We start from the raw sequence: 21,344 nt of genomic DNA on the forward strand, positions 1-21,344 counted from the left end.
ATTTTTAAAATTAAATTATGGGAAATGTATTAGAAAAAGATATCACTGGACACATAGGTACTCAAAAGTATTTGTGCACTATTACTTGGAGAAACGGCCAACTTATTATGGACGAACCCGAAAGTATTGAAGGAAAAGACCATGGCCCAGATCCTTTTTCTACACTCCTAGCCTCTTTGGCAGCGTGTACGCTATCTACCTTGAGAATGTATATTGACCGAAAAGGGTGGGATATTCCTGAAATAAATATTTCGTTAAACTTTCACCAAGAAAGCAGTCCTGAACTCACTACAACAATCTCAAGATCAATTACTTTTCCAACAGAAATTGAAGACGACATTAAGAAGCGATTATTAATTATTGCCGAAAAATGTCCGGTGTCGAAACTATTAAAAAATAATATTGTAATCAACACAACGCTTTAATCATGGATCCAAAGGACATTGAAAAGGAATATACTAATGGCGAAGTTACCGTGGTATGGCAATCCGCTAAATGCATTCATTCAGGAAACTGTTTTCGCAACAATCCTGAAGTGTTCCAACCCCAAAAAAACCATGGATAAAGATTGATGCTTCTTCGACGGAAAAAATTAAGTCCAACATAAATAAATGCCCTTCGGGCGCATTAACCTATTACAAAAACAAATAAACATGAAAAAAATTATCGCCTTTGGCGCTTCATCCAGTAAAGATTCTATCAATAAACAATTAGCTACTTATGCTGCCGGACAATTTAAAAACACGTCAGTAGAAATTTTAGACTTGAATGATTATGAAATGCCCATTTTCTCAACAGACAAAGAAGCAGCAAGTGGTATTCCAACATTAGCAACTGATTTTTATGCTAAACTTGGAACCGCAGATTTGCTTGTAATCTCTTTTGCGGAACACAACGGTGCTTATTCCGCAGCATTTAAAAATATTTTTGACTGGACTTCGAGAATTCATGCTAAAACATTTCGAGAAAAACAAACCCTAATACTGGCTACATCTCCAGGACCAAGAGGAGGAAGCTCTGTTTTAGAAATTGTAAAAAACCGTTTTCCTTTTCAAGGTGCCGTTGTCAAAGGAAGTTTTTCACTGCCTAGTTTTAATGAAAATTTTGATGCTAAAAATGGAATCATTAATGAAGAGTTAAACAATCAGTTGTTAGAAATCATCAATTCCATCGAATTGTAATTGAGATCCACATACCACATACTTCGGATTTATTTCCGTTTTATGCAGAAAAGCGTTGTTATATAGACAACGCTTTTTTTCGTTTATTAGAGCACCGCTATTTCTCTTTAGCCCTGATGGAAGTGAAAATCCTTTTTATCCTGTCACGTTTTGAAAACGAGACAGGATAAAAAGATTGCAGCGTACAGCAGGAGAATTGTTGATTAGAAGAACAAAAGTTGGTGCTCCTGAAAAAAATAGTATTTTTGCAGACGGTTTAATTAGTAAATCATTCACTCTTTTAATAAAAAATATAGATGAAAGCATACGTATTTCCAGGTCAAGGCGCTCAATTCACAGGAATGGGTAAAGACTTATATGAAAGCTCTGCATTAGCAAAGGACTTATTTGAAAAAGCAAACGAAATATTGGGTTTCCGTATCACAGACATTATGTTTGAAGGTACTGCCGAAGAATTGAAAGAAACCAAAGTAACGCAACCGGCCGTGTTTCTACACTCGGTTATATTAGCGAAAACTTTGGAAAATTTTAAACCCGAAATGGTGGCTGGACATTCTCTAGGAGAATTTTCGGCATTAGTTACCAATGGTACTTTGTCATTTGAAGACGGGCTGAAATTAGTTTCTAAAAGAGCTTTGGCGATGCAAAAAGCGTGCGAAATCAAACCTTCAACTATGGCAGCAGTTTTAGGACTTGCTGACAATATCGTCGAAGAAGTTTGTGCTTCTATCGACGGTGTTGTTGTAGCAGCTAATTACAACTGCCCGGGACAATTGGTTATTTCAGGAGAAACATCGGCTGTTGAAGCAGCTTGTGCTGCCATGAAAGAAGCCGGAGCAAAACGCGCTTTATTATTACCAGTAGGTGGTGCTTTCCACTCACCCATGATGGAACCGGCAAGAGAAGAACTAGAAGCGGCTATTGAAGCGACTACTTTCTCGACTCCGATTTGCCCGGTATATCAAAATGTAACGGCAACAGCAATTTCATCTCCAGACGAAATCAAGAAAAACCTAATCACACAATTGACCGCTTCAGTAAAATGGACACAATCTGTGCAACAAATGATTACCGATGGTGCTACTTTGTTTACCGAAGTAGGTCCTGGAAAAGTATTGACTGGATTGATTGGAAAAATCGATCGAGAAGCTGCTACGGCTAACGCTTAGGTTTCACACGGCAGTTCTCAAAGTTTATGTAGATTTTTTTTTCTGCATCTCAATAGTAAAAACAGGAAAACTGATTCCTATTTAAATAAACAGCTGCGTTATCTGCAAATTTGTATATTTAACCAACAATTAATGTAAATTAATAAATCATGAAAAAAGTACTTTTAAGTTTAGCCTTTGTTACAACTTTAATGATGGTTTCTTGTAAGCAGGAGACTAACGATCAAGTAGGAGAAGCTACTGATGCAGTAGGGACCGAAATGGGCGAAGCGGTAGATACGGCAGCTGCCAAAGTTGATGCAGCCTTAGATTCTACTAAAGTTAAAATTAGTAACACAATGAAAGAAGGTGCTGAAAAAATGGACGATAAAGCCGATAAAATGAAAGAAGACGCGGAAAAATAACCCACAAAAAAAGGGCTGCCAATTGGCAGCCTTTTTATATACTTAACTTCTTATTTTCTGTTCCCATTTCCAGGCACTAGCCATAGCTTCTTCAAGAGAAGATTGGGCTTTCCATCCAAGAACAGTATTGGCTTTATCCGTATTGGCATAAGCAGAAGTAATATCTCCTTCTCTGCGGGCTACTATTTTATAGGGTAATTCTTGTCCGCTTACTTTTTCGAAAGCTTTAATAACTTCCAATACCGAACTTCCTGTGCCGGTGCCTAAGTTAAATCTTTCCACTTTAACGACATTGTTTTTATTCAACAATCGTTGCAACGCGATGACATGAGCTTTCGCCAAATCAACTACGTGAATATAATCCCTTATCGCTGTTCCGTCAGGCGTGGGGTAATCATCTCCATAAACAGAAAGTTCTGTACGCAATCCAAAACCGGTCTGTGTAATAAACGGCACCAAGTTTTGAGGCACTCCAATAGGCAATTCTCCAATTTCAGCTGAAGGATGTGCTCCTATCGGGTTAAAATAACGCAATAGAATAGCGTTTATACCAGATACTTTAGCAACATCAGTGACGATTTCCTCGCCTATTTGCTTTGTATTTCCATAAGGAGACATCGCTGTTTGAATCGATGCATCTTCATTGATTGGCATTGTTTCAGCTTGACCGTAAACGGTGCAGGACGAACTAAAAATAAAGTTAGTCTCCGTCATTTTCTGCAATCCTTGCAACACATAGACCAAGGCATTGATATTATTTTCATAATACAATAATGGATTCTCGACGCTTTCGCCCACTGCTTTAGAAGCTGCAAAATGGATTACACCTGAAATATCGTTATGTCTTTTGAAAAAATCCTGCACTTTATCCCTATCCCGTAAATCCAATTTTTCAAATGCCGGCATTTTTCCTGTAATCGCATCGATACCGTCCAATACTTTTAACGATGTATTAGAAAGATCGTCCACAATTATCACTTCAAAGCCTTCGTTTTGTAATTCGACAACCGTGTGAGATCCTATGAAACCTAAACCTCCTGTTACTACTATTTTCATCTATTGTTGATTTGCATTTTGTTGATTTGGTAATTCGAATTATCAAATCAACAAAATGCCTTTATTTTTATTTATTTAAGAATTCTAAAACGCTACACGTTATGAATTTTATTTGTTCGTCATCCAACTCCGTATGCATAGGAAGAGAAATCACTTCTTTTACCAATTGGTTTGTTACTGGAAAGTCTTCTTCTTTATATCTTGAATCTAAATATGCTTTTTGTGAGTGCAATGGAATTGGGTAATAAATCGCACATGGAATATCTTTGCTTAACAAATGTTTCATCAAACCATCTCTGTCTGCGTCTACAATACGTAAGGTATATTGATGAAAGACATGACAGTCGCAGATGTCGCAAATATTTGGCGCTACAATATTTTTATGCCCTTCAAATGCAGCCGAATATTTACGTGCTGCATCCTGTCTAGCTTTTCCATATTGATCTAATAAAGGCAGTTTAGCGTTTAAAACCGCTGCTTGAATACTATCCAAACGAGAATTCACTCCTACCACATCATGATGATAACGCTCATACATACCGTGATTCACAATCCCGCGGATTTTATGCGCCAAGGCGTCGTCATTAGTGAAAATGGCTCCTCCATCCCCATAACAACCTAAATTTTTAGATGGAAAAAATGAAGTTGACCCTACGTGTCCTATCGTCCCCGCTTTCTTTTTGATTCCAGTAGAAAACTTACAATTAGCACCAATCGCTTGTGCGTTGTCCTCGATTACGTATAAGTTATGCTCTTTAGCAATTGCCATAATAGCTTCCATATTAGCGGCTCGTCCGAATAAGTGAACGGGCACTATTGCTTTTGTTTTGGGTGTAATTGCTTTCCTAATTGCGTCGATAGAGATATTCATGTTGTATAAATCCACATCAACTAAAACAGGAGTCAGTTGCAATAAGGCAATCACTTCCACAGTAGCAGCAAACGTAAAATCAGCCGTAATAACTTCATCACCCGGTTTTAAATCCAATCCCATCATTGCAATTTGCAAAGCATCCGTTCCGTTTGCGCAAGGAATGACATGTTTAACGTCAAGATACTCTTCTAAAGATTTTTGAAACTGGTGAACCTGTGGTCCGTTGATATACGTATTAGTATCTAAGACCTCTTGAATAGAAACATTAACCGTTTCTTTTATTTTTTCGTATTGACTTTTCAGGTCAACCATTTGGATTTTTTTCATATATCTATTTAATTTAAACCAATTAACCTACTTGTTCAAAAAAAGGTACAAATCATACAAAATAGACAAAACACTATTTTACGATTAAGTCGCAGCACTTTTAAAAATCGAAGTAATTCTTTTAGACTTTCTTAAAACTCTTACTTGCAAAAATATGAATTTAAGCACTAAGATTTAAATGATAAACAAAAGAAACTGTATTTTAGCCCAATAAAAATTCCGGTATGCTTTTTCTCTATAACATAGTAATTCAAATTACTGGTTCACTACTAAACTTCATTGCGCTATTCAATTCAAAAATCAAGCTTTTTGTTGAAGGTCGAAAAATTGTATTTACCACTTTAGAACAGAAAATAAACCCTTCCGATAAAACAATTTGGTTTCATGCTGCCTCATTGGGGGAATACGAGCAGGGGTTACCCGTAGTAGAAAAAATCAAAGAGGAATACCCGCTACACAAAATAGTAATCACTTTTTTCTCTCCGTCTGGATATGAAGTCCGCAAAAACAACACCGTTGCAGACGCGACTGTTTATTTACCATTGGACAGCAAAAAAAATGCGAAACGATTCCTGGAAACAGTTCATCCCGACATGGTGTTTTTTATCAAGTATGAATACTGGTTGAATTATTTAAATGAACTGCACAAACAAAACACCCCTACCTATTTAATATCGGGAATTTTTAGAGAGCAGCAAATGTTCTTTAAATGGTACGGTGGTTTTTACAGAAAAGCACTGGATACTTTTACCTACTTTTTTGTACAGAATGAAGGCTCAAAAAAGTTGTTACAGCAACTAGGAAAAACAAATGTGGCCGTTTCTGGTGACACCCGCTTTGACCGCGTTGCCGCTATTTTAGAAAAAGACAATACTTTAGATTATATTTCGCAATTCAAAAATGATACCCTAACCATTGTTGTAGGAAGTTCCTGGCCGAAAGACGAAGCCTTATTGCTGGACTTTATAAATACCAATACACTGAATGTGAAATTTATCATCGCTCCCCATAACATAAAGAGTGACCAAATTGAACAGCTAAAAAACAGCATCACAAAAAAAACAGTCGTGTTCTCAGAAAAGCAAGGAAAAAAATTGCCTGATTTTGATGTCTTTATAATTGACACAATTGGTATTCTAACCAAAATCTATAGCTATGCAGACATCGCCTTCGTAGGTGGTGGTTTTGGGAAAACTGGCGTTCATAACCTACTGGAACCAGCTACTTTTGGAGTTCCAATAGTAATAGGTCCAAATTATTCTAATTTTGCTGAAGCAATCGCTTTGGTAAATATGAGTGGCTGCAACTCTGTTTCTGATAAAGCCGAATTAATTGCTGCTTTTAAAGATTTAATTGTAGATGCCAACTTCCGAAGCGAAAAAAGTCATATCTGCAGCACTTTTGTTCAAATGAATAAAGGGGCGACAAATATCATCATGAAAAACATCGCTCAATAGCTTTCATATTGAACCCTATTCTTGATTTGCTAAACAATTATTAGACGCTTAATTCTTTACAACTCGAAAAAATGAGTTCCTGATTTATCACAAGGTTTCTTTTGATCAACCAACATCAAAAATTCACTGCCTCAAAAATAAAAACATCCGTTAGAAATCACAATCTAGCTTAACATAACTTTCTTATACCATACCCTAATTTATTTACCCTCAATTAATTAAAAAACCAAGCGCTTTAAAATCCAAAAAGAGCGCCTTTTATAATAACAAAAAAAAAATCGTTACTAAATTATAAGCAATCCCAAAAACAAGCTCCCTTTCAGTCCCTATCAAACGGCACTTGAACTGTGAAAATGAGCAAATAATAAAAAACGAAAATATTTAAAAAAAAAAACAAAAAAAAAATTTACATATCAATTATTTTATATCTTTGCGACGAATTAATAATTAACCTTTATATTAAATTAAGATGAAAAAAGTATTTTTAAGTTTAGCTGTTGTTGCTGTTTTAACTGTTGTATCTTGTAAAAAATCTGAAGCTGCTGCTGAAGAAACTGTTGCTGCTGATACTACTGTTGTAGCTATTGATTCTGTAGCTGTTGATACTATGGCTGTAGCGGTTGATTCTGCTGCTGTTGAAGCACCTGCTGCTGAGTAATTTTAAAAATTACATCAAAAAATTAAAGCCATCCGCGCAAGCGAGGTGGCTTTTTTCTTTTGCGGTAGTTCCTAAAAAAAGGGTCTCTGAAATAGTTATTTCAGAGACCCTTTTTTTTACCACAATTAGAACAACTTGCGTCAATCTTCAAAAACAAAACTATCATTCGAAAAATCTAATATCTCCGCTCTTGAGCCATATTTAGTTATTTCGACGATCCCTTTTTGAACCATCAGCTCTGTACTATACTTTCTACTTGTTGCCACTACCTCATTTTCGACCACTACCCTAAAGAAAAATTTTCCTTTGGTTGTTTTAAACTTCACATAAGAACAAGTCTCTAAAACCGCCCGTACCTGTTCTACCGCCGATTCACAATCCATCCGCAACTCATAGGCATTACTCGTGAAAATTGTCTTTCCTTTTCTGGAAGTAAATTCAAACTTATAATCACCACTAAACCTTTTACTAATTACAAAAGACGCCATAAATAATTATTGAAATAAAATATGTTATCAGAGACTACGCTTCCCTTTACGATAAGAAACCAATCATAGAAAAGTTAACCCTACTAAAATACGATCTTAAATTAACATCTCGCTAATAAAGGGTTCGGTTTTAAACAAAAAAAGCTCCAAACATAGTTTGAAGCTTTTCTAGTACTCAGAGCGGGACTTGAACCCGCACGACCATTGCTGATCACTGGATTTTAAGTCCAGCGTGTCTACCAATTTCACCATCCGAGCATTATGTGGTGTGGAGCGAAAAACGGGATTCGAACCCGCGACCTCGACCTTGGCAAGGTCGCGCTCTACCAACTGAGCTATTTTCGCATTTTCAATTCTTAAAAAGAACTGCAATACTTGTTCTGTATCGCGGATGCAAATTTAAGCCTTTTATTGAATTACACAAGCCTTTTTTGCAAAAAAAAATAATAAAAAAGCTAACCTTTTGATAACCCTAACTTTAAAAATAAATAAGTTTATTTTCTAGTAAGCATTCTCTTTATTTCATTGAGTTTCATCAGCGCCTCCACTGGAGTTACCGTGTTTATATCTAAACTTAATATTTCCTCTTTGATTTCTTCCAATAACGGATCGTCTAAATTAAAGAAACTCATCTGCATTTCGTCTTTTTCAGACTTAATCCCATTCAACATATCGCTGGAATGGTTCTTTTCTAATTTCTTCAAGAGCTTTTGCGCTTTCAAAATCACGATTTGCGGCATTCCCGCCATTTTAGCAACGTGAATACCGAAACTATGTGCACTTCCCCCTTTTACTAATTTTCTAATAAAAAGAACCGTGTCTTTTAGCTCCTTCACTGCCACATTATAATTCTGAATTCTGGACAATGATTCACTCATCTTGTTTAACTCATGGTAATGCGTTGCAAATAGCGTTTTAGGCGCTGACGGATGCTCATGCAAGAACTCTGCAATTGCCCAGGCAATGGAGATTCCGTCATAGGTACTCGTCCCTCTTCCAATTTCGTCTAACAATACCAAACTCCTGTCTGAAATATTATTCAAAATGGAAGCAGTTTCATTCATTTCAACCATAAAGGTGGATTCTCCCATCGAAATATTGTCGCTGGCTCCTACCCTAGTAAATATCTTATCAACAATTCCCATCCTGACACTGTCTGCGGGAACAAAACTACCCATTTGAGCCAACAGCACAATTAAAGCTGTTTGACGCAAAATAGCCGACTTTCCGGACATATTTGGCCCAGTGATCATAATCAGCTGCTGTGTTTCTCTATCCAGAAAAACATCATTAGCAATATAAGGCATACCAACCGCTAATTGTTTTTCAATAACAGGATGTCTTCCATTCTTGATATCTAGTTCGAATGTTTCATCCAGTTCAGGACAAACATATTTATTCTCCATAGCCAGCTGGGTAAAAGAACACAAACAATCCAACTGAGCCACTAAATTAGCATTCAGCTGAACCGGTTTTATATACGTTGCAATCCAAGCAACCAATTGCTCAAATAACTCTGATTCTATTTTATGAATTTTCTCTTCGGCCCCCAGAATCTTGGTTTCATACTCCTTAAGCTCCTCGGTAATGTAACGTTCCGCATTGACTAAGGTTTGTTTTCGAATCCACTCTGCAGGAACTTTATCTTTATGCAAGTTTCTGACTTCAATGTAATAACCAAAAACATTATTGAAGGAAATTTTCAAAGAAGATATCCCTGTCAATTGAGACTCTCGTTTTTCAATTCCGTCCAAGAATTCCTTCCCTGAAGTTGAGATCGCGCGTAATTCGTCCAATTCAACATTAACTCCCTTCGCGATAGCATTCCCTTTAGCAATAGCGACCGGAGCATCTTGATTTAAGGTATTTTTAATTTTCTCTCGCAATAAATCGCAGCTATGCAAACTGTCTCCAATAATCTTCACTGCTTCTTGCGGGCTTTCCAAAGCCAATGTTTTTATGGGAATAATAGCATCTAATGACTCTTTCAAATAAACCACTTCACGAGGCGACACTTTTCCTGCCGCAATTTTCGAAATGAGACGTTCTAAGTCGGAAATTTGCTTGATTTGATATTGCATTTTTTGCAATACTTCCTGATTTTCTCGTAAGTATGAAACAACCTGATGCCGACTTCGTATTTTATTACTGTCTTTTAAAGGCAGTGCCAGCCAACGTTTTAATAAACGGCCACCCATTGGTGAAAGCGTTTTGTCAATTACATCCAGCAGCGTGACTGCATTTGGATTGTAACTGTGGTACAATTCCAGATTCCGAATTGTAAATCGATCCATCCATACATAAGCGTCTTCAGCAATACGTTGAATCGCGGTAATATGCTGCACTCTATTGTGTTGTGTTTCGGACAAGTAATACAAAATGGCTCCTGACGCAATAATTCCTTCTTTCAAGTCCTCAATACCAAATCCTTTAAGGGAAACCGTTTGAAAATGTTTTGTCAGAATTTCGAACGCATAATCTTCTTTATAAATCCAATCTTCCAAATAAAAACAGTGGTAATCATCCCCGAAGTTTTCTTTGAAATCATTTTTATTGTTTTTCTGGATCAAAACCTCACTGGGATTGAAGTTTTGCAATAACTTGTCTATATATTCTGTATTTCCTTGAGCAGCAAGAAACTCCCCTGTCGATACATCTAAAAAAGAGATCCCTATCGATTTATTGGCAAAAAATACGGAGGCCAAAAAATTATTTGCCTTTGACTGTAAAACCTCATCATTCATGGAAACCCCCGGAGTCACAAGTTCCGTCACCCCTCTTTTTACAATATTCTTAGTCATTTTAGGATCTTCGAGTTGGTCACAAATGGCAACACGAAGTCCTGCTTTCACTAATTTTGGCAAATAGGTGTTTATGGAATGATGCGGAAAACCAGCTAATGCTGTCTCTGTAGCAGAGCCCGCACCACGCTTTGTCAGAGTTATACCCAGTATTTTTGAAGCCCTAACAGCATCTTCTCCAAATGTTTCGTAAAAATCACCTACTCTGAACAACAAACAAGCATCGGGATACTTCCTTTTGATCTCATTATATTGCTTCATTAATGGTGTTTCCTTAACCTCTTTATCTTTAGATGCCAACTTATATTGTGTTTAATTAATGTAAAATGTGACAGCGAATTTAAATATTTTATAACGAATAACTATCACTTCAAAAATTAAAACCAATTTTAAGGAAAAATTAGGTTATTGGCATGATTTTTTCTTTAGCTTTGTTCTACTAATCTTAAAAACGAAAAAAAATGAGAAAAATATTTTTACTAGCGATGCTAACTGTTTTAGGAGCAGCTACATCTTGTGCTCAAGAAACCACAAAAAAAGTAAAAACAACAACTGCTAAAGTTGCCAAAGTAGACGGAGCTGGAATGGCTTTTATTTCCGAAACGATTGATTACGGGACAATTGCACACAATGCAGACGGAAAACGCGAATTTGTTTTCACTAACAATGGTACCAAACCTTTAATTATCACAAATACTCAAGGTTCATGCGGTTGTACCGTTCCTACTTCTCCAAAAGAGCCAATTGCTCCAGGTGCAAAAGGTGTTATTGGTGTAAAATATGCTACTGACAGAGTTGGAGCGTTTACTAAAACAGTGACAGTAACTTCAAACGCTGACGGACAAGCGACTAAAATACTTACTATAAAAGGTGTCGTTTTAGCTGACGGTGCTTTAAAGAGCTAAATTTTAATGACAATTTAATAAAAAAGCTTCCCTAATTCCGGAAGCTTTTTTTATTTGAACAAACCCCAAAAAAGAATGAGAAAACTAGAAAACAGCGAATTAGAGCGAAAATCCGTTGAAGATTTTAAAAGCTCAGAAAAGACGCCGGTTATTATCGTCTTAGATGATATCCGAAGTTTGCACAACATTGGCTCTGTATTCAGAACTGCCGATGCCTTTTTAATTGAAAAAATATATTTGTGTGGTATCACTGCAACGCCGCCAAATAAAGAGATTCACAAAACAGCACTTGGAGCAACTGAGACGGTAACTTGGGAACATCACGAAAACGTTCTTGAAGTCATCGAAAACTTAAAAAAAGAAGCCGTTACTACACTCGCCATCGAGCAAGTGGAAAGTGCCATTTTCCTGCAGGATTTCGAAGTAGAGAAAAATAAAAAATATGCTTTGGTGTTTGGAAATGAAGTTCATGGTGTCTCTCAAGAAGCTGTTGCATTATGTGACGGATGTATCGAGATCCCACAATTAGGCACCAAACATTCTTTAAATATCTCGGTAAGCGCAGGGATTGTAGTTTGGGATTTATTTCAAAAAATGAATTGGCCTAAGTGATTTTTGAGTAAAAAATGAATACTTTTATCGCATGAGTATTTCTTTTTTTTCCAAAATAATTCTAGTGTCATTAATTTTTATTTCCAATACAAATTATGCATTCATTTCAAGTCGTCCAATAAAAGAACACAATCCCTCTTCTACTTCCCCCTATAAACAAAGATTAAGCCGCTCGTTTGTAAATAGTGCACCTGAAATTGTGGCGACCGGCAATCAAGTATATTGTGCACAAACCAATATAAAAATAGTCACTGATGTCGCAATAACAGACCCAGATGACAGCGGGACCAATGCAATCTATATTCAAATTTCTTCCGGTTATGTATTCGGGCAAGATAATTTAACGCTAACTGGATTACACCCAGCCATTGTTTCGACTTGGGACCCCTCTACTGGAAAACTAAAACTGTTCAGTCCAACAGGTGCACAAGTGACCTACACTGATTTTATCGCTGCCATAAAAGATGTCGTATTTAAAAATTCTTCCACTTCTCCATCTGGAACACGAAGTTTCTCCATAAGCATAGGTCAAGCTAACTACTTGCCTTCAAATGGTCATTATTACCAGTTTATTCCAAGCATAGGGATTCCTTGGACGACAGCAAAAGCACTTGCCGCAAGCTCTCTTTATTATGGTTTACAAGGATACTTAGCTACCATAACTGCTGCAGATGAAGCAAAAATATCAGGAGAACAAGCCGCGGGAGCTGGATGGATTGGCGGAAGTGATGCAGCGACTGAAGGGGTTTGGAAATGGGTAACAGGTCCTGAAGGTCTTGCGAATGGTGGAACTGGAACAACTTTCTGGAATGGGCTTGCTAATGGTTCAACAACACCTCCTTATAATTTTGCCTTATGGAATACCGCCGAGCCAAATCAGTACAATGGTGCCCAAGAAAATTACGCTCACATTACCGCATCTGGTGTTGGAATTACAGGGTCTTGGAATGACTTAACAAATACTGGGGATCCTGCCGGAAATTATCAACCCAAAGGGTACATTGTTGAATATGGCGGAATGTCAGGAGATCCTGTTTTAAAAATAGCGGCAAGTACTACAATTACAATTCCAAAAATAACGAGTACAACAGCTAACAATCGCTGTGGTTCAGGAAGTTTGACTCTTCAAGCAACTGCTTCGGACGGAGTAATAAACTGGTACGCAAATGCAAGTGGCGGGGCTTCTTTAGCAACATCCAATAGCTATACAACCCCAGCTATAACTACTACAACTTCCTATTATGTTGATGCTATAAATGGAAATTGCCCAAATGCCCCTAGAACAGAAATTATTGCTACCATAAAACCACCTCCAACAATTACAGCCACAACTGAAGGTTCAGTTTGCATTTCTGGAACTACAACTTTAGGAGCATTAGCCTCCGTAGGAACAATCAACTGGTATAACGTTTCGACTGGCGGAATAACTTTAGCCACGGGAACAACATTTATAACTCCAAGCATCACCAGCACCACAACCTATTACGTCGAAGTCATTGCAAATGGTTGCACGAGTCTATCACGAACTGCCATTACAGCTACAGTTAATAATGCACCCACCATTATAGCAACGACTCCAGGGTCAGTTTGTAATTCTGGCCCGGTAATTATTAAAGCAACTCCTTCGGCAGGAACTATAAATTGGTATGATGTTGCCGCTGGCGGCTCACCATTGTTTACTGGAAATACATTTTCAAGCCCAACCATCACCACCACCACCACTTATTACGCCGAAGCGATTTTAAATAGTTGCACTAGTAGCTCAAGAGTTGCTGTAGCAGCTACAGTATATCCAATAAATACTACGATGGAGGAAATTATTTTATGCCAAGGTCAAACAACAACATTAGATGCTTCAGTGTCAAATATGGTCTATTTATGGTCACCGGGAGGAGAAACTACTCAAACTATTGTAGTCTCGACAATAGGTAATTACAGTGTAACAATTAGTTCTCCTACGGTTATTTCTTGTGATTCGAAAAAGAAGATTACTGTGATAGAACATCCACAACCTAATATCAATTCAATTGCTGTAATTGAAAACTCTATCGTAATTCAGCTCGAAAACCCTGAAAGTTATTTTGAATACTCAATTAACGGCATCGATTTCCAAGCTTTAAATCAATTTTCATATATTCCTACTGGTCAATATACTGCTTTTGTAAGAGACAATAATGGTTGCAACATAGTAACGCAACAATTCACCATCTTTACTATTCCTAAATTTTTCACTCCAAATAATGACGGTTTCAACGATGTATGGAAAATAAAGGAGATGGTCAACTACCCCAATTCAAATGTTGAAATTTATGATCGATATGGTAAATTAATTATAGAACTGAACTCTTCTAATTATAGTTGGGATGGAAAATATAACAGTAAAATTTTACCTGCCGATGATTATTGGTACCACTTAAAGCTAGACAACACCAACCCAAAAATAAAAGGTCATTTTACATTAAAAAGATAAATTATCCTGCAATTTTATTTCTAATTTCTTCTAAAACAAAAAGATAGTCTTCTTGATTTTTTACGAAATCTTTATCGGAGACATCAATAATCAAAACATTCAATTCCGTTTGCGATTTAATATATTCCAAATAGCCGGTATTGATTTTGTCCAAATAATCTGCAGGGATTTTTTGTTCATAGCTCCTGCCTCTTTTCTTTATATTCTGCAAAAGTCGCTCTGAATTTTGATACAAATAAATATACAAGTCGGGCTTGGGCATTTCTCTATAAACAATATCGAATAGATTGCGATACAGCCTGTATTCATCTTCCGCTAACGTTATTTTAGCAAAAATTAAGGATTTAAAAATATGATAATCCGCAACCAAAAAATCTTTAAACAAATCAAATTGCGCCAAATCATCGGATAATTGCTGATACCTGTCCGCGAGGAAAGACATTTCAAGCGGAAAGGCATATCGATTTTGATCTTTATAGAACTTTGGCAGAAATGGATTGTCCGCAAAGCGCTCCAGTACAGTTTTAGCATTAAAATCTTCCGCAATTTTAATCGCTAAAGTTGTTTTCCCTGCTCCAATATTCCCTTCAAAAGCAACATAGTTGAATTGCTCCAATGCAATACTTTGTAATGGATTTTCTATCGTTTCTAACACTTCACATACACTCTGATCTGAAGAAATTTCCAATAACTCTGAGATATTCTTTTTGAAAACAGGATGTTTCCAATCTAAGTCTAAATCCCGAATTGGCAACAGCACGAATTTTCTATCCTGCATCAATGGATGCGGGATTTGAAGCTTTTCGGAATCAATTATTTCTTCATTAAAAGCGATCAGGTCAATATCGATAATTCGAGATTGGTACCCCTTATCTTCACTACGAATACGCCCTACTATTTTTTCAATTTTTAAGGCTTGAGTCAGAATCTTATGTGGCGAACTATAAGTGTGTAAAACTAACGCGCAATTGTAGAAGGCGTCACTATCGAAACCCCAAGAGGGGGTTTCATATATCTTAGAAACTTTAATTACCGTACCGATTTTCTGATGTATCAATTCTATACAATGCTTCACGTTATCAAGTCGATTCCCTTGATTACTGCCGATAGATAAAATAACTTGATGTTGTGATTTCATATTAAGCACAAATTAACTAAAACAATTTTAGATTTAGCGATATATTTGTACAAAGTGTTAGCAACTAATTTTAATTTTTACTAAGGTAAACCTGTAACAATTCATCATTTTTTACGTCTAATAAATAAAAATATAATTATGAAGTTTTTAGGAAATGTATTGGCGACCATCATAGGTCTATTTATTTTTTTCATGTTGTTCTTTTTCGGAATACTAATTGTTGGGGCAGTTTTTGGCAGTGATTCAGAAGCAATCACAGTCAAAAATAATTCTGTAATCGAATTAAATCTAGAAGATATAAAATACGATTACGCTGGAAAATATGAAGACCCATGGATCACTATTTTTGCAGATAAAAAAAGCGTCGGACTAACTGATGTTATCAAAGCAATAGAAGATGCCAAAACAGATGATGATATAAAAGGTATATCCATCTTGAACAACCAATCTTCCTTAGGAATGGCTCAAAGCAAAGCCTTGAGGGATGAATTGGAAAGTTTTAAAAAATCAGGGAAATTTGTAATGGCTTATGCCAATTCCTATACCCAAAAAGAATACTACCTAAATTCAGTTGCCAGCCCTATCTATATAAATCCTGTAGGGGATATGGATTTCAAAGGACTATCTGCTGAACTCATGTTTTTCAAGGATCTTCAGGAAAAAACTGGAGTAAAAATGGAAGTGATACGTCATGGGAAATACAAAAGTGCTGTAGAACCTTTTCTTGAAAATGAAATGAGTGATGCCAACAGAGAACAAGTTACAGCACTGTTAAATTCCGTTTGGAATTCAGTTACTGCCGATATTTCGAAAAGTAGAAACATCTCGGTTGACAAACTAAATGAAATCGCAAATGGCCTTCTTGCCCGAACTCCGGAAATGGCAAAAGAGCAAAAACTGGTCGATATTATAGCCTATGAAGATGTGTATCATGATGCCATCAGAAAAGCTTTAAAAGTAGCAAAAGACGAAGACTACAACAAAGTCAGTATCTTTGATTACACGAAAAAAATGACTACAACTGGAGTAAGTATCGATTCAAAAAATCAAATTGCCATTATCTATGCACAAGGAGAAATTCAAAGTGGAGAAGGAGATGTCAACACTATAGGAGAAGGTTCTATGCGTCGTTCTTTACAGGAAGCAAGAAGAAACAAAGATGTTAAAGCTATCGTCCTTCGTATTGACAGCCCCGGAGGAAGTGCTCTTACATCTGATTTAATTTGGAGAGAATTGGAACTCACTAAAAAAGTAAAACCTATAGTTGTTTCCATGGGTAATTATGCAGCTTCAGGAGGATATTATATTGCTTGTAACGCCAACACCATTTTTGCTCAAAACAACACCATCACCGGTTCCATAGGTGTTTTTGGAATATTACCTAACTTTAGTCAGCTAACTAATAAAATTGGCATCCATACTCAGCAAGTAAAAACACATGAAAATTCTGCTCCATACAGTCCATTTGTCCCATTGGACGATAAGCTTAAAGCGGTAACTCTAGAAGGTGTAGAACATATTTACAAAACATTCGTGACCCACGTTGCCGAAGGACGAAAAATGACTTTCGCGCAAGTGGACTCTATTGCACAGGGAAGAGTTTGGGCAGGTTCAGAAGCCCTCAGACTTGGTCTTGTTGATAGAATAGGTAGTCTTGACGATGCGATAAATGAAGCTGCCGTATTAGCAAAAGTAAAAACATACAAAACAGAAAACTACCCTGAATATAAAAAGGACTTAAATGATCTTTTTGCTGACTTACCTTTTACACAATCTAAAGAAAGCTTTATAAAAGAGGAAATAGGGGAAGAAAATTACAAAGTATTACAACAAGTAAAAAAGCTAAAGTCTCAAAAAGGAGTCAGAATGGCGATGCCGTTTGAAATAAATATCCATTAAATAAAATAGATTTTAAAAATCACAGTTGCTATTAACTCCGTTTGATCTCTTTTTCAAACGGAGTTTTTTATGCTTTTTAAAATTCATAATGCGATAACATTTATTTCCTCTTCTATATCAAAAAAGAAGCAATCTATTATTTATGAAAACTTTAAAGTATCATTAATTCATAAAATGTTATTTTTGTAATTACATTTCGGATGCATATTTGCTATATAACCAGAAAACAAAACATCTAAAAACATATGCTTAATAAAATTTTAAAAATAATAGGAAGTATACTTGTTCTGCTTGCGGTGACCTTATTTGCTGTTCCTTATTTTTTCAAGGATCAAATAAAAGCTAAAATTACAGCTGCGATAAATAAAAAAGTAGATGCCAAAGTAAGTTTTGAGGATGCTGATTTGAGTCTGTTTAAAAACTTCCCCAATGCTAATGTAACTTTATACCAACTGGACATCATCAATAAAGCTCCGTTTGAAGGCGATACATTAGCATCAATCGAAGAAATAGATTTAAAAATGTCTATTAAGGAACTTTTTAAAGGAAAAGACGAAGCCATGGATATTCAAGGAATAACCTCAAAAAATGGTATGATAAATATCTTGTTCAATAAAAACGGTCTTGTAAATTATGATATTGCCATAAAAAACAAAGAGGCTGGTGCGAGTAGTCCATTGACATTAAATATTCAAAAGTATGAAATTGAAAATTTCAAGTTTAAGTACTTTGATGAAAGCTCCAAAATAAAAATGGTGATTGACAGTATAAACCATGAGGGGACTGGGGATTTTGCAGCCTCAAAATTGGATTTGGTTACAAAGTCGACAGCAAAAATCACCATTGACATGGATAAAGTCAACTATATGCACAATGTTCCCTTAACGTTAGATGCCGTTTTAGGAATAGATTTGGATCAAAGCAAATATACTTTCAAGGAAAACAAAGCATTAATCAATCAATTACCATTGCAATTTGATGGATTTATTCAGCTCGTTGATGCCGGTCAGGAATATGATTTAAAATTCAAAACACCTACATCGTCCTTTAAAAATTTCTTGGGAGTTATACCGGCTGTATATGCTGCAAATGTAGATAACGTAGAGACTACAGGTGATTTCACCGTTGTTGGCTTTGCAAAAGGACTGTATTCAGATACAACGGTACCAAAATTCAATATCGATATCGCATCAAATAATGCTACGGTTCAATATCCGGATTTACCGAAGTCAATTAAAAATATTATAATCGACAGTAAAATTATAAATAAAACTGGAATTTTAAACGATACCTATATCAATATTGACAAACTCTCTTTCAGAATAGATCAGGATGTTTTTAATATTAAAGCAAACATTAGAAATATTACTAAAAATGCAGTTGTTGACGCTGTCTTAGAAGGAACGATCAATTTAGCCAATGTGTCTAAAGCCTATCCCATAAAATTAAAGAAACCGTTAACCGGAACTTTAAAAGCGGACGTAGCGACTAAGTTCGACATGCAGTCTGTGGAGAAAAGTCAATATGAGAATATCAGGAATGCTGGTAGCATGAGCTTATCAAATTTTAAATATGCAGATGAAAACGGAAAGACAATGAACATAAGCAATGCCTTGATTCAGTTTAACCCAAGTCAGGTAAATTTGAAACAATTTGACGCCACAACAGGAAAGAGTGATTTAAGTGTCACCGGAGTTTTGGAAAATTTTTACGGCTTTATTTTTAAGAACCAAGAGTTGAAAGGAAATTTCAATCTGAATTCAAATCAGTTGGCCGTTAGCGATTTCGTGACCACGACAGAAGCCGGTAAAACGGATGCCAAAACAGAAGCGATGAAAATCCCTGCCTTTTTGAATGCCTCCCTTACCGCAAAAGCAAACACGGTATTGTATGACAATTTAACATTGAAAGACGTATCTGGAAAATTGATTATCAAGGACGAGAAGCTAACAATGGAAAACATTAAAACTTCTATTTTTGATGGAAACATTGGTTTAAATGGAGCCGTTTCCACAAAAGGAAAAGTGCCTACCTTTAACATGAACCTTTCGCTGAAGCAAGTGGATATTGCACAGTCATTTACCCAATTGGATTTTTTGAAAAAATTGGCTCCCATAGCGGGAATCATCAACGGAAAATTGAATTCTACAATCAAACTGAACGGGAATCTTGACGCCACCGCAATGAGACCTGATTTAAAAACATTAACAGGGGATTTATTGGGACAATTGCTTTCAACAACCTTAAATTCAACAAATTCAACTTTATTGACGGCATTAGGCTCTAATTTAAAATTCATTGATGTAAGTAAAATCAATTTAAACAATCTTAAGGCGGCTATTACTTTTGAGAACGGAATGGTAAGTGTTAAACCTTTTGATATCAATTATAAAGATATTAAAGCGACTATCGGGGGAACACATGGTTTTGACCAAAGAATAAATTACAACATCAAATTTGATGTGCCTGCCAAATATCTTGGAACGGAGGCTAATTCATTAATTGCAAAATTATCGCCTACTGACGCCGCTAAATTAGAAAACATTCCAATTAACGCTTCATTGACCGGAAATTTCACTAACCCAAAAATATCGACTGATATAAAAACAGCAGTAACTAACCTGACCAATCAATTGGTACAACAACAGAAAGAGCGATTATTAACTCAGGGCAATTCTGCTTTAAGTGACTTTATCACTAAAAACAAAAAGCCAAGTGACACTGCACAAGCGGCGACTCCCGCGACAAAAGAAGCTGTTAAAACACAAGTTCAAGAACAAGTTAAAACGAAAGCAACTAATCTTTTGAATGGCTTGTTTAAGCAGCCTAAAAAAACAGTAGACACCACAAAAGTGAATTAACAATTATAGAGACAGTTTGTCATTTTGACGAAGGAGAAAATTTTTTAACGAAATTCCTCCTTCGTCGGAAAGACAATATTACTCTCGTTTTTTTAATTATTAATTGCCATTACTACTTTTCCGCTAAACCGAAATCGTTACTACATATCCCTCAGAACTACGGATATTAAAAACGGTTCCATCTTCAAACAAGAGATACTGTCCTTTTATACCAGTTAATTTTCCCGTGAAACTGGGTGTCTTTTCAAGACTTAAGCTTTTAACTTTTGTTGGGTATTGCGAAACCGGGTAATGCATTTCATACAAATCATTTTTATTCAAAAAGAAATATTCTTGCACTTCTGACGGAATTAAATTTTCAAGTTTTAATCTTTCGGCTAATAAGTCTACATGCTCAATAGAATTGGTCAACATTTTTCGCCAATTAGTTTTATCGGCATAATGATTCTTTAATGCCACTTCCGTTACACCCGCTAAATAACGGTTAGGAACTTCCACTATTGAAACGGCCTCGATAGCACCTTGATCAATCCATCGTGTAGGCACCTGCGTTTTTCGGGTCACCCCTACTTTTACCTCGCTTGACAGGGCCAAATAAACAATATGAGGCTGTAGTTGCACTTTTTCCTCATAAGCAAGATCCCTATCCTGAATCCCCAAATGAGCGGTACTCAGCTCCGGTTTCATGATCCAATCCCCCACTGCCGCACTCGAATAAAAACAATCGTAACAAAATCCCTGACGGAATATTTTTTTCTTCTTTTTGCAATTCAAGCATTGGTATCCCACAAAATTAATTTCAAGGTTTTTATCCAATAATTGATTCATATTTAGAAAACTATCTTCAAAAACTAAATAATATTGAATTGGATTCCCAAATTCAGTTTGCATTTTAGTAAGTACTCCTTCGTATTGCATAGGTTTAATTGTGGATTATATTTTTTATCTTTAATAGATGGAATTCTCAAGGTTCTGTATTTCATGCCCTGAAATGACATGCAACCGTTAGGAATTCTCTAATTTTTTACTATTTTTGATACTGTT

17 protein-coding genes, 2 tRNA genes and 1 pseudogene are annotated in these 21,344 nt (G+C 36.1%); 12 read left to right on the top strand and 8 right to left on the bottom strand.

What is annotated here, in order from left to right; all coding sequences use genetic code 11:
• Positions 1–17 precede the first annotated feature (17 nt).
• From CXF59_RS10205 to CXF59_RS10225, 5 genes and pseudogenes are all read left to right on the top strand, one after another.
• The gene (locus CXF59_RS10205) at positions 18–425 is read left to right on the top strand and encodes an OsmC family protein (protein WP_101137689.1); all 408 of its coding nucleotides are present in this window, start codon (positions 18–20) and stop codon (positions 423–425) included.
• Positions 426–427: 2 nt separating this feature from the next.
• Positions 428–651, top strand: a pseudogene (locus CXF59_RS10210) ((4Fe-4S)-binding protein).
• A 2-nt stretch (positions 652–653) separates the two neighbouring features.
• The gene (locus CXF59_RS10215; protein WP_101137690.1) at positions 654–1,181 is read left to right on the top strand and encodes an NADPH-dependent FMN reductase; all 528 of its coding nucleotides are present in this window, start codon (positions 654–656) and stop codon (positions 1,179–1,181) included.
• A 296-nt stretch (positions 1,182–1,477) separates the two neighbouring features.
• The gene (gene fabD / locus CXF59_RS10220) at positions 1,478–2,350 is read left to right on the top strand and encodes an ACP S-malonyltransferase (protein ID WP_101137691.1); all 873 of its coding nucleotides are present in this window, start codon (positions 1,478–1,480) and stop codon (positions 2,348–2,350) included.
• A 149-nt stretch (positions 2,351–2,499) separates the two neighbouring features.
• Positions 2,500–2,754 carry a hypothetical protein gene (locus CXF59_RS10225; RefSeq protein WP_101137692.1) on the top strand — a complete coding sequence of 85 codons (255 nt, stop codon included), beginning with the start codon at positions 2,500–2,502 and terminating at the stop codon, positions 2,752–2,754.
• 42 nt (positions 2,755–2,796) lie between these two features.
• Here CXF59_RS10225 and galE read toward each other — a convergent pair whose 3' ends face one another.
• Positions 2,797–3,810, bottom strand: coding sequence for a UDP-glucose 4-epimerase GalE (gene galE / locus CXF59_RS10230; protein WP_101137693.1), 1,014 nt, complete (start codon positions 3,808–3,810; stop codon positions 2,797–2,799).
• Positions 3,811–3,877: 67 nt separating this feature from the next.
• Complete coding sequence (locus CXF59_RS10235) at positions 3,878–5,011, bottom strand: DegT/DnrJ/EryC1/StrS aminotransferase family protein (protein WP_101137694.1); 1,134 nt, start codon at positions 5,009–5,011, stop codon at positions 3,878–3,880.
• A 224-nt stretch (positions 5,012–5,235) separates the two neighbouring features.
• Between CXF59_RS10235 and CXF59_RS10240 the strand changes: the two genes are divergently transcribed.
• Positions 5,236–6,468 (top strand): 3-deoxy-D-manno-octulosonic acid transferase, encoded by a 1,233-nt coding sequence (locus tag CXF59_RS10240; protein WP_101137695.1) that lies wholly within the window; start codon positions 5,236–5,238, stop codon positions 6,466–6,468.
• A gap of 469 nt (positions 6,469–6,937) precedes the next feature.
• Positions 6,938–7,126, top strand: coding sequence for a hypothetical protein (locus tag CXF59_RS10245; RefSeq protein ID WP_101137696.1), 189 nt, complete (start codon positions 6,938–6,940; stop codon positions 7,124–7,126).
• 140 nt (positions 7,127–7,266) lie between these two features.
• Here CXF59_RS10245 and CXF59_RS10250 read toward each other — a convergent pair whose 3' ends face one another.
• From CXF59_RS10250 to mutS, 4 genes are all read right to left on the bottom strand, one after another.
• Positions 7,267–7,614 carry a YegP family protein gene (locus tag CXF59_RS10250; protein WP_101137697.1) on the bottom strand — a complete coding sequence of 116 codons (348 nt, stop codon included), beginning with the start codon at positions 7,612–7,614 and terminating at the stop codon, positions 7,267–7,269.
• A 172-nt stretch (positions 7,615–7,786) separates the two neighbouring features.
• Positions 7,787–7,872, bottom strand: a tRNA-Leu gene (locus tag CXF59_RS10255).
• An 11-nt stretch (positions 7,873–7,883) separates the two neighbouring features.
• Positions 7,884–7,959: transfer RNA gene (locus tag CXF59_RS10260), tRNA-Gly, on the bottom strand.
• A 149-nt stretch (positions 7,960–8,108) separates the two neighbouring features.
• A complete protein-coding gene (mutS, locus tag CXF59_RS10265; RefSeq protein ID WP_198554678.1) occupies positions 8,109–10,715 on the bottom strand; it encodes a DNA mismatch repair protein MutS in 2,607 nt (868 codons plus the stop codon).
• A gap of 161 nt (positions 10,716–10,876) precedes the next feature.
• Here mutS and CXF59_RS10270 point away from each other — a divergent pair, with 161 nt between their 5' ends.
• The 3 genes from CXF59_RS10270 to CXF59_RS10280 all read left to right on the top strand — a co-directional run bounded on the left by CXF59_RS10270 (position 10,877) and on the right by CXF59_RS10280 (position 14,402).
• Positions 10,877–11,320: a DUF1573 domain-containing protein gene (locus CXF59_RS10270; protein ID WP_101137698.1), complete on the top strand. Its 444-nt coding sequence runs from the start codon at positions 10,877–10,879 to the stop codon at positions 11,318–11,320.
• Between the two features lie 75 nt (positions 11,321–11,395).
• On the top strand, positions 11,396–11,932 hold the full coding sequence (locus CXF59_RS10275) for an RNA methyltransferase (RefSeq protein WP_101137699.1): 537 nt from the start codon (positions 11,396–11,398) through the stop codon (positions 11,930–11,932).
• Between the two features lie 64 nt (positions 11,933–11,996).
• Complete coding sequence (locus CXF59_RS10280) at positions 11,997–14,402, top strand: T9SS type B sorting domain-containing protein (protein ID WP_232758818.1); 2,406 nt, start codon at positions 11,997–11,999, stop codon at positions 14,400–14,402.
• Between the two features lies 1 nt (position 14,403).
• On the opposite strand, the gene folK is transcribed toward CXF59_RS10280, so the two are convergent.
• Positions 14,404–15,540 carry a 2-amino-4-hydroxy-6-hydroxymethyldihydropteridine diphosphokinase gene (folK, locus tag CXF59_RS10285; RefSeq protein WP_101137701.1) on the bottom strand — a complete coding sequence of 379 codons (1,137 nt, stop codon included), beginning with the start codon at positions 15,538–15,540 and terminating at the stop codon, positions 14,404–14,406.
• A gap of 138 nt (positions 15,541–15,678) precedes the next feature.
• Between folK and sppA the strand changes: the two genes are divergently transcribed.
• Both sppA and CXF59_RS10295 read left to right on the top strand, forming a co-directional pair.
• Positions 15,679–17,439, top strand: coding sequence for a signal peptide peptidase SppA (gene sppA / locus CXF59_RS10290; protein WP_101137702.1), 1,761 nt, complete (start codon positions 15,679–15,681; stop codon positions 17,437–17,439).
• 245 nt (positions 17,440–17,684) lie between these two features.
• On the top strand, positions 17,685–20,300 hold the full coding sequence (locus CXF59_RS10295) for an AsmA-like C-terminal region-containing protein (RefSeq protein WP_101137703.1): 2,616 nt from the start codon (positions 17,685–17,687) through the stop codon (positions 20,298–20,300).
• Positions 20,301–20,423: 123 nt separating this feature from the next.
• Here CXF59_RS10295 and CXF59_RS10300 read toward each other — a convergent pair whose 3' ends face one another.
• Positions 20,424–21,218: a DUF2797 domain-containing protein gene (locus CXF59_RS10300; RefSeq protein ID WP_101137704.1), complete on the bottom strand. Its 795-nt coding sequence runs from the start codon at positions 21,216–21,218 to the stop codon at positions 20,424–20,426.
• Positions 21,219–21,344: the final 126 nt, after the last annotated feature.

The sequence above is a fragment of the Flavobacterium sp. ALD4 genome (assembly GCF_002836475.1).
GTDB lineage: Bacteria > Bacteroidota > Bacteroidia > Flavobacteriales > Flavobacteriaceae > Flavobacterium.

Bases quoted from the DNA above. Each gene is read 5' to 3' on its own strand.
- galE (WP_101137693.1), bottom strand. From the start codon at position 3,810: ATGAAAATAGTAGTAACAGGAGGTTTAGGTTTCATAGGATCTCACACG.
- CXF59_RS10245 (WP_101137696.1), top strand. From the start codon at position 6,938: ATGAAAAAAGTATTTTTAAGTTTAGCTGTTGTTGCTGTTTTAACTGTT.
- CXF59_RS10215 (WP_101137690.1), top strand. From the start codon at position 654: ATGAAAAAAATTATCGCCTTTGGCGCTTCATCCAGTAAAGATTCTATC.
- CXF59_RS10240 (WP_101137695.1), top strand. From the start codon at position 5,236: ATGCTTTTTCTCTATAACATAGTAATTCAAATTACTGGTTCACTACTA.
- CXF59_RS10300 (WP_101137704.1), bottom strand. From the start codon at position 21,218: ATGCAATACGAAGGAGTACTTACTAAAATGCAAACTGAATTTGGGAAT.
- fabD (WP_101137691.1), top strand. From the start codon at position 1,478: ATGAAAGCATACGTATTTCCAGGTCAAGGCGCTCAATTCACAGGAATG.
- CXF59_RS10275 (WP_101137699.1), top strand. From the start codon at position 11,396: ATGAGAAAACTAGAAAACAGCGAATTAGAGCGAAAATCCGTTGAAGAT.
- CXF59_RS10295 (WP_101137703.1), top strand. From the start codon at position 17,685: ATGCTTAATAAAATTTTAAAAATAATAGGAAGTATACTTGTTCTGCTT.
- folK (WP_101137701.1), bottom strand. From the start codon at position 15,540: ATGAAATCACAACATCAAGTTATTTTATCTATCGGCAGTAATCAAGGG.
- CXF59_RS10205 (WP_101137689.1), top strand. From the start codon at position 18: ATGGGAAATGTATTAGAAAAAGATATCACTGGACACATAGGTACTCAA.
- CXF59_RS10235 (WP_101137694.1), bottom strand. From the start codon at position 5,011: ATGAAAAAAATCCAAATGGTTGACCTGAAAAGTCAATACGAAAAAATA.
- sppA (WP_101137702.1), top strand. From the start codon at position 15,679: ATGAAGTTTTTAGGAAATGTATTGGCGACCATCATAGGTCTATTTATT.
- CXF59_RS10225 (WP_101137692.1), top strand. From the start codon at position 2,500: ATGAAAAAAGTACTTTTAAGTTTAGCCTTTGTTACAACTTTAATGATG.
- CXF59_RS10270 (WP_101137698.1), top strand. From the start codon at position 10,877: ATGAGAAAAATATTTTTACTAGCGATGCTAACTGTTTTAGGAGCAGCT.
- CXF59_RS10250 (WP_101137697.1), bottom strand. From the start codon at position 7,614: ATGGCGTCTTTTGTAATTAGTAAAAGGTTTAGTGGTGATTATAAGTTT.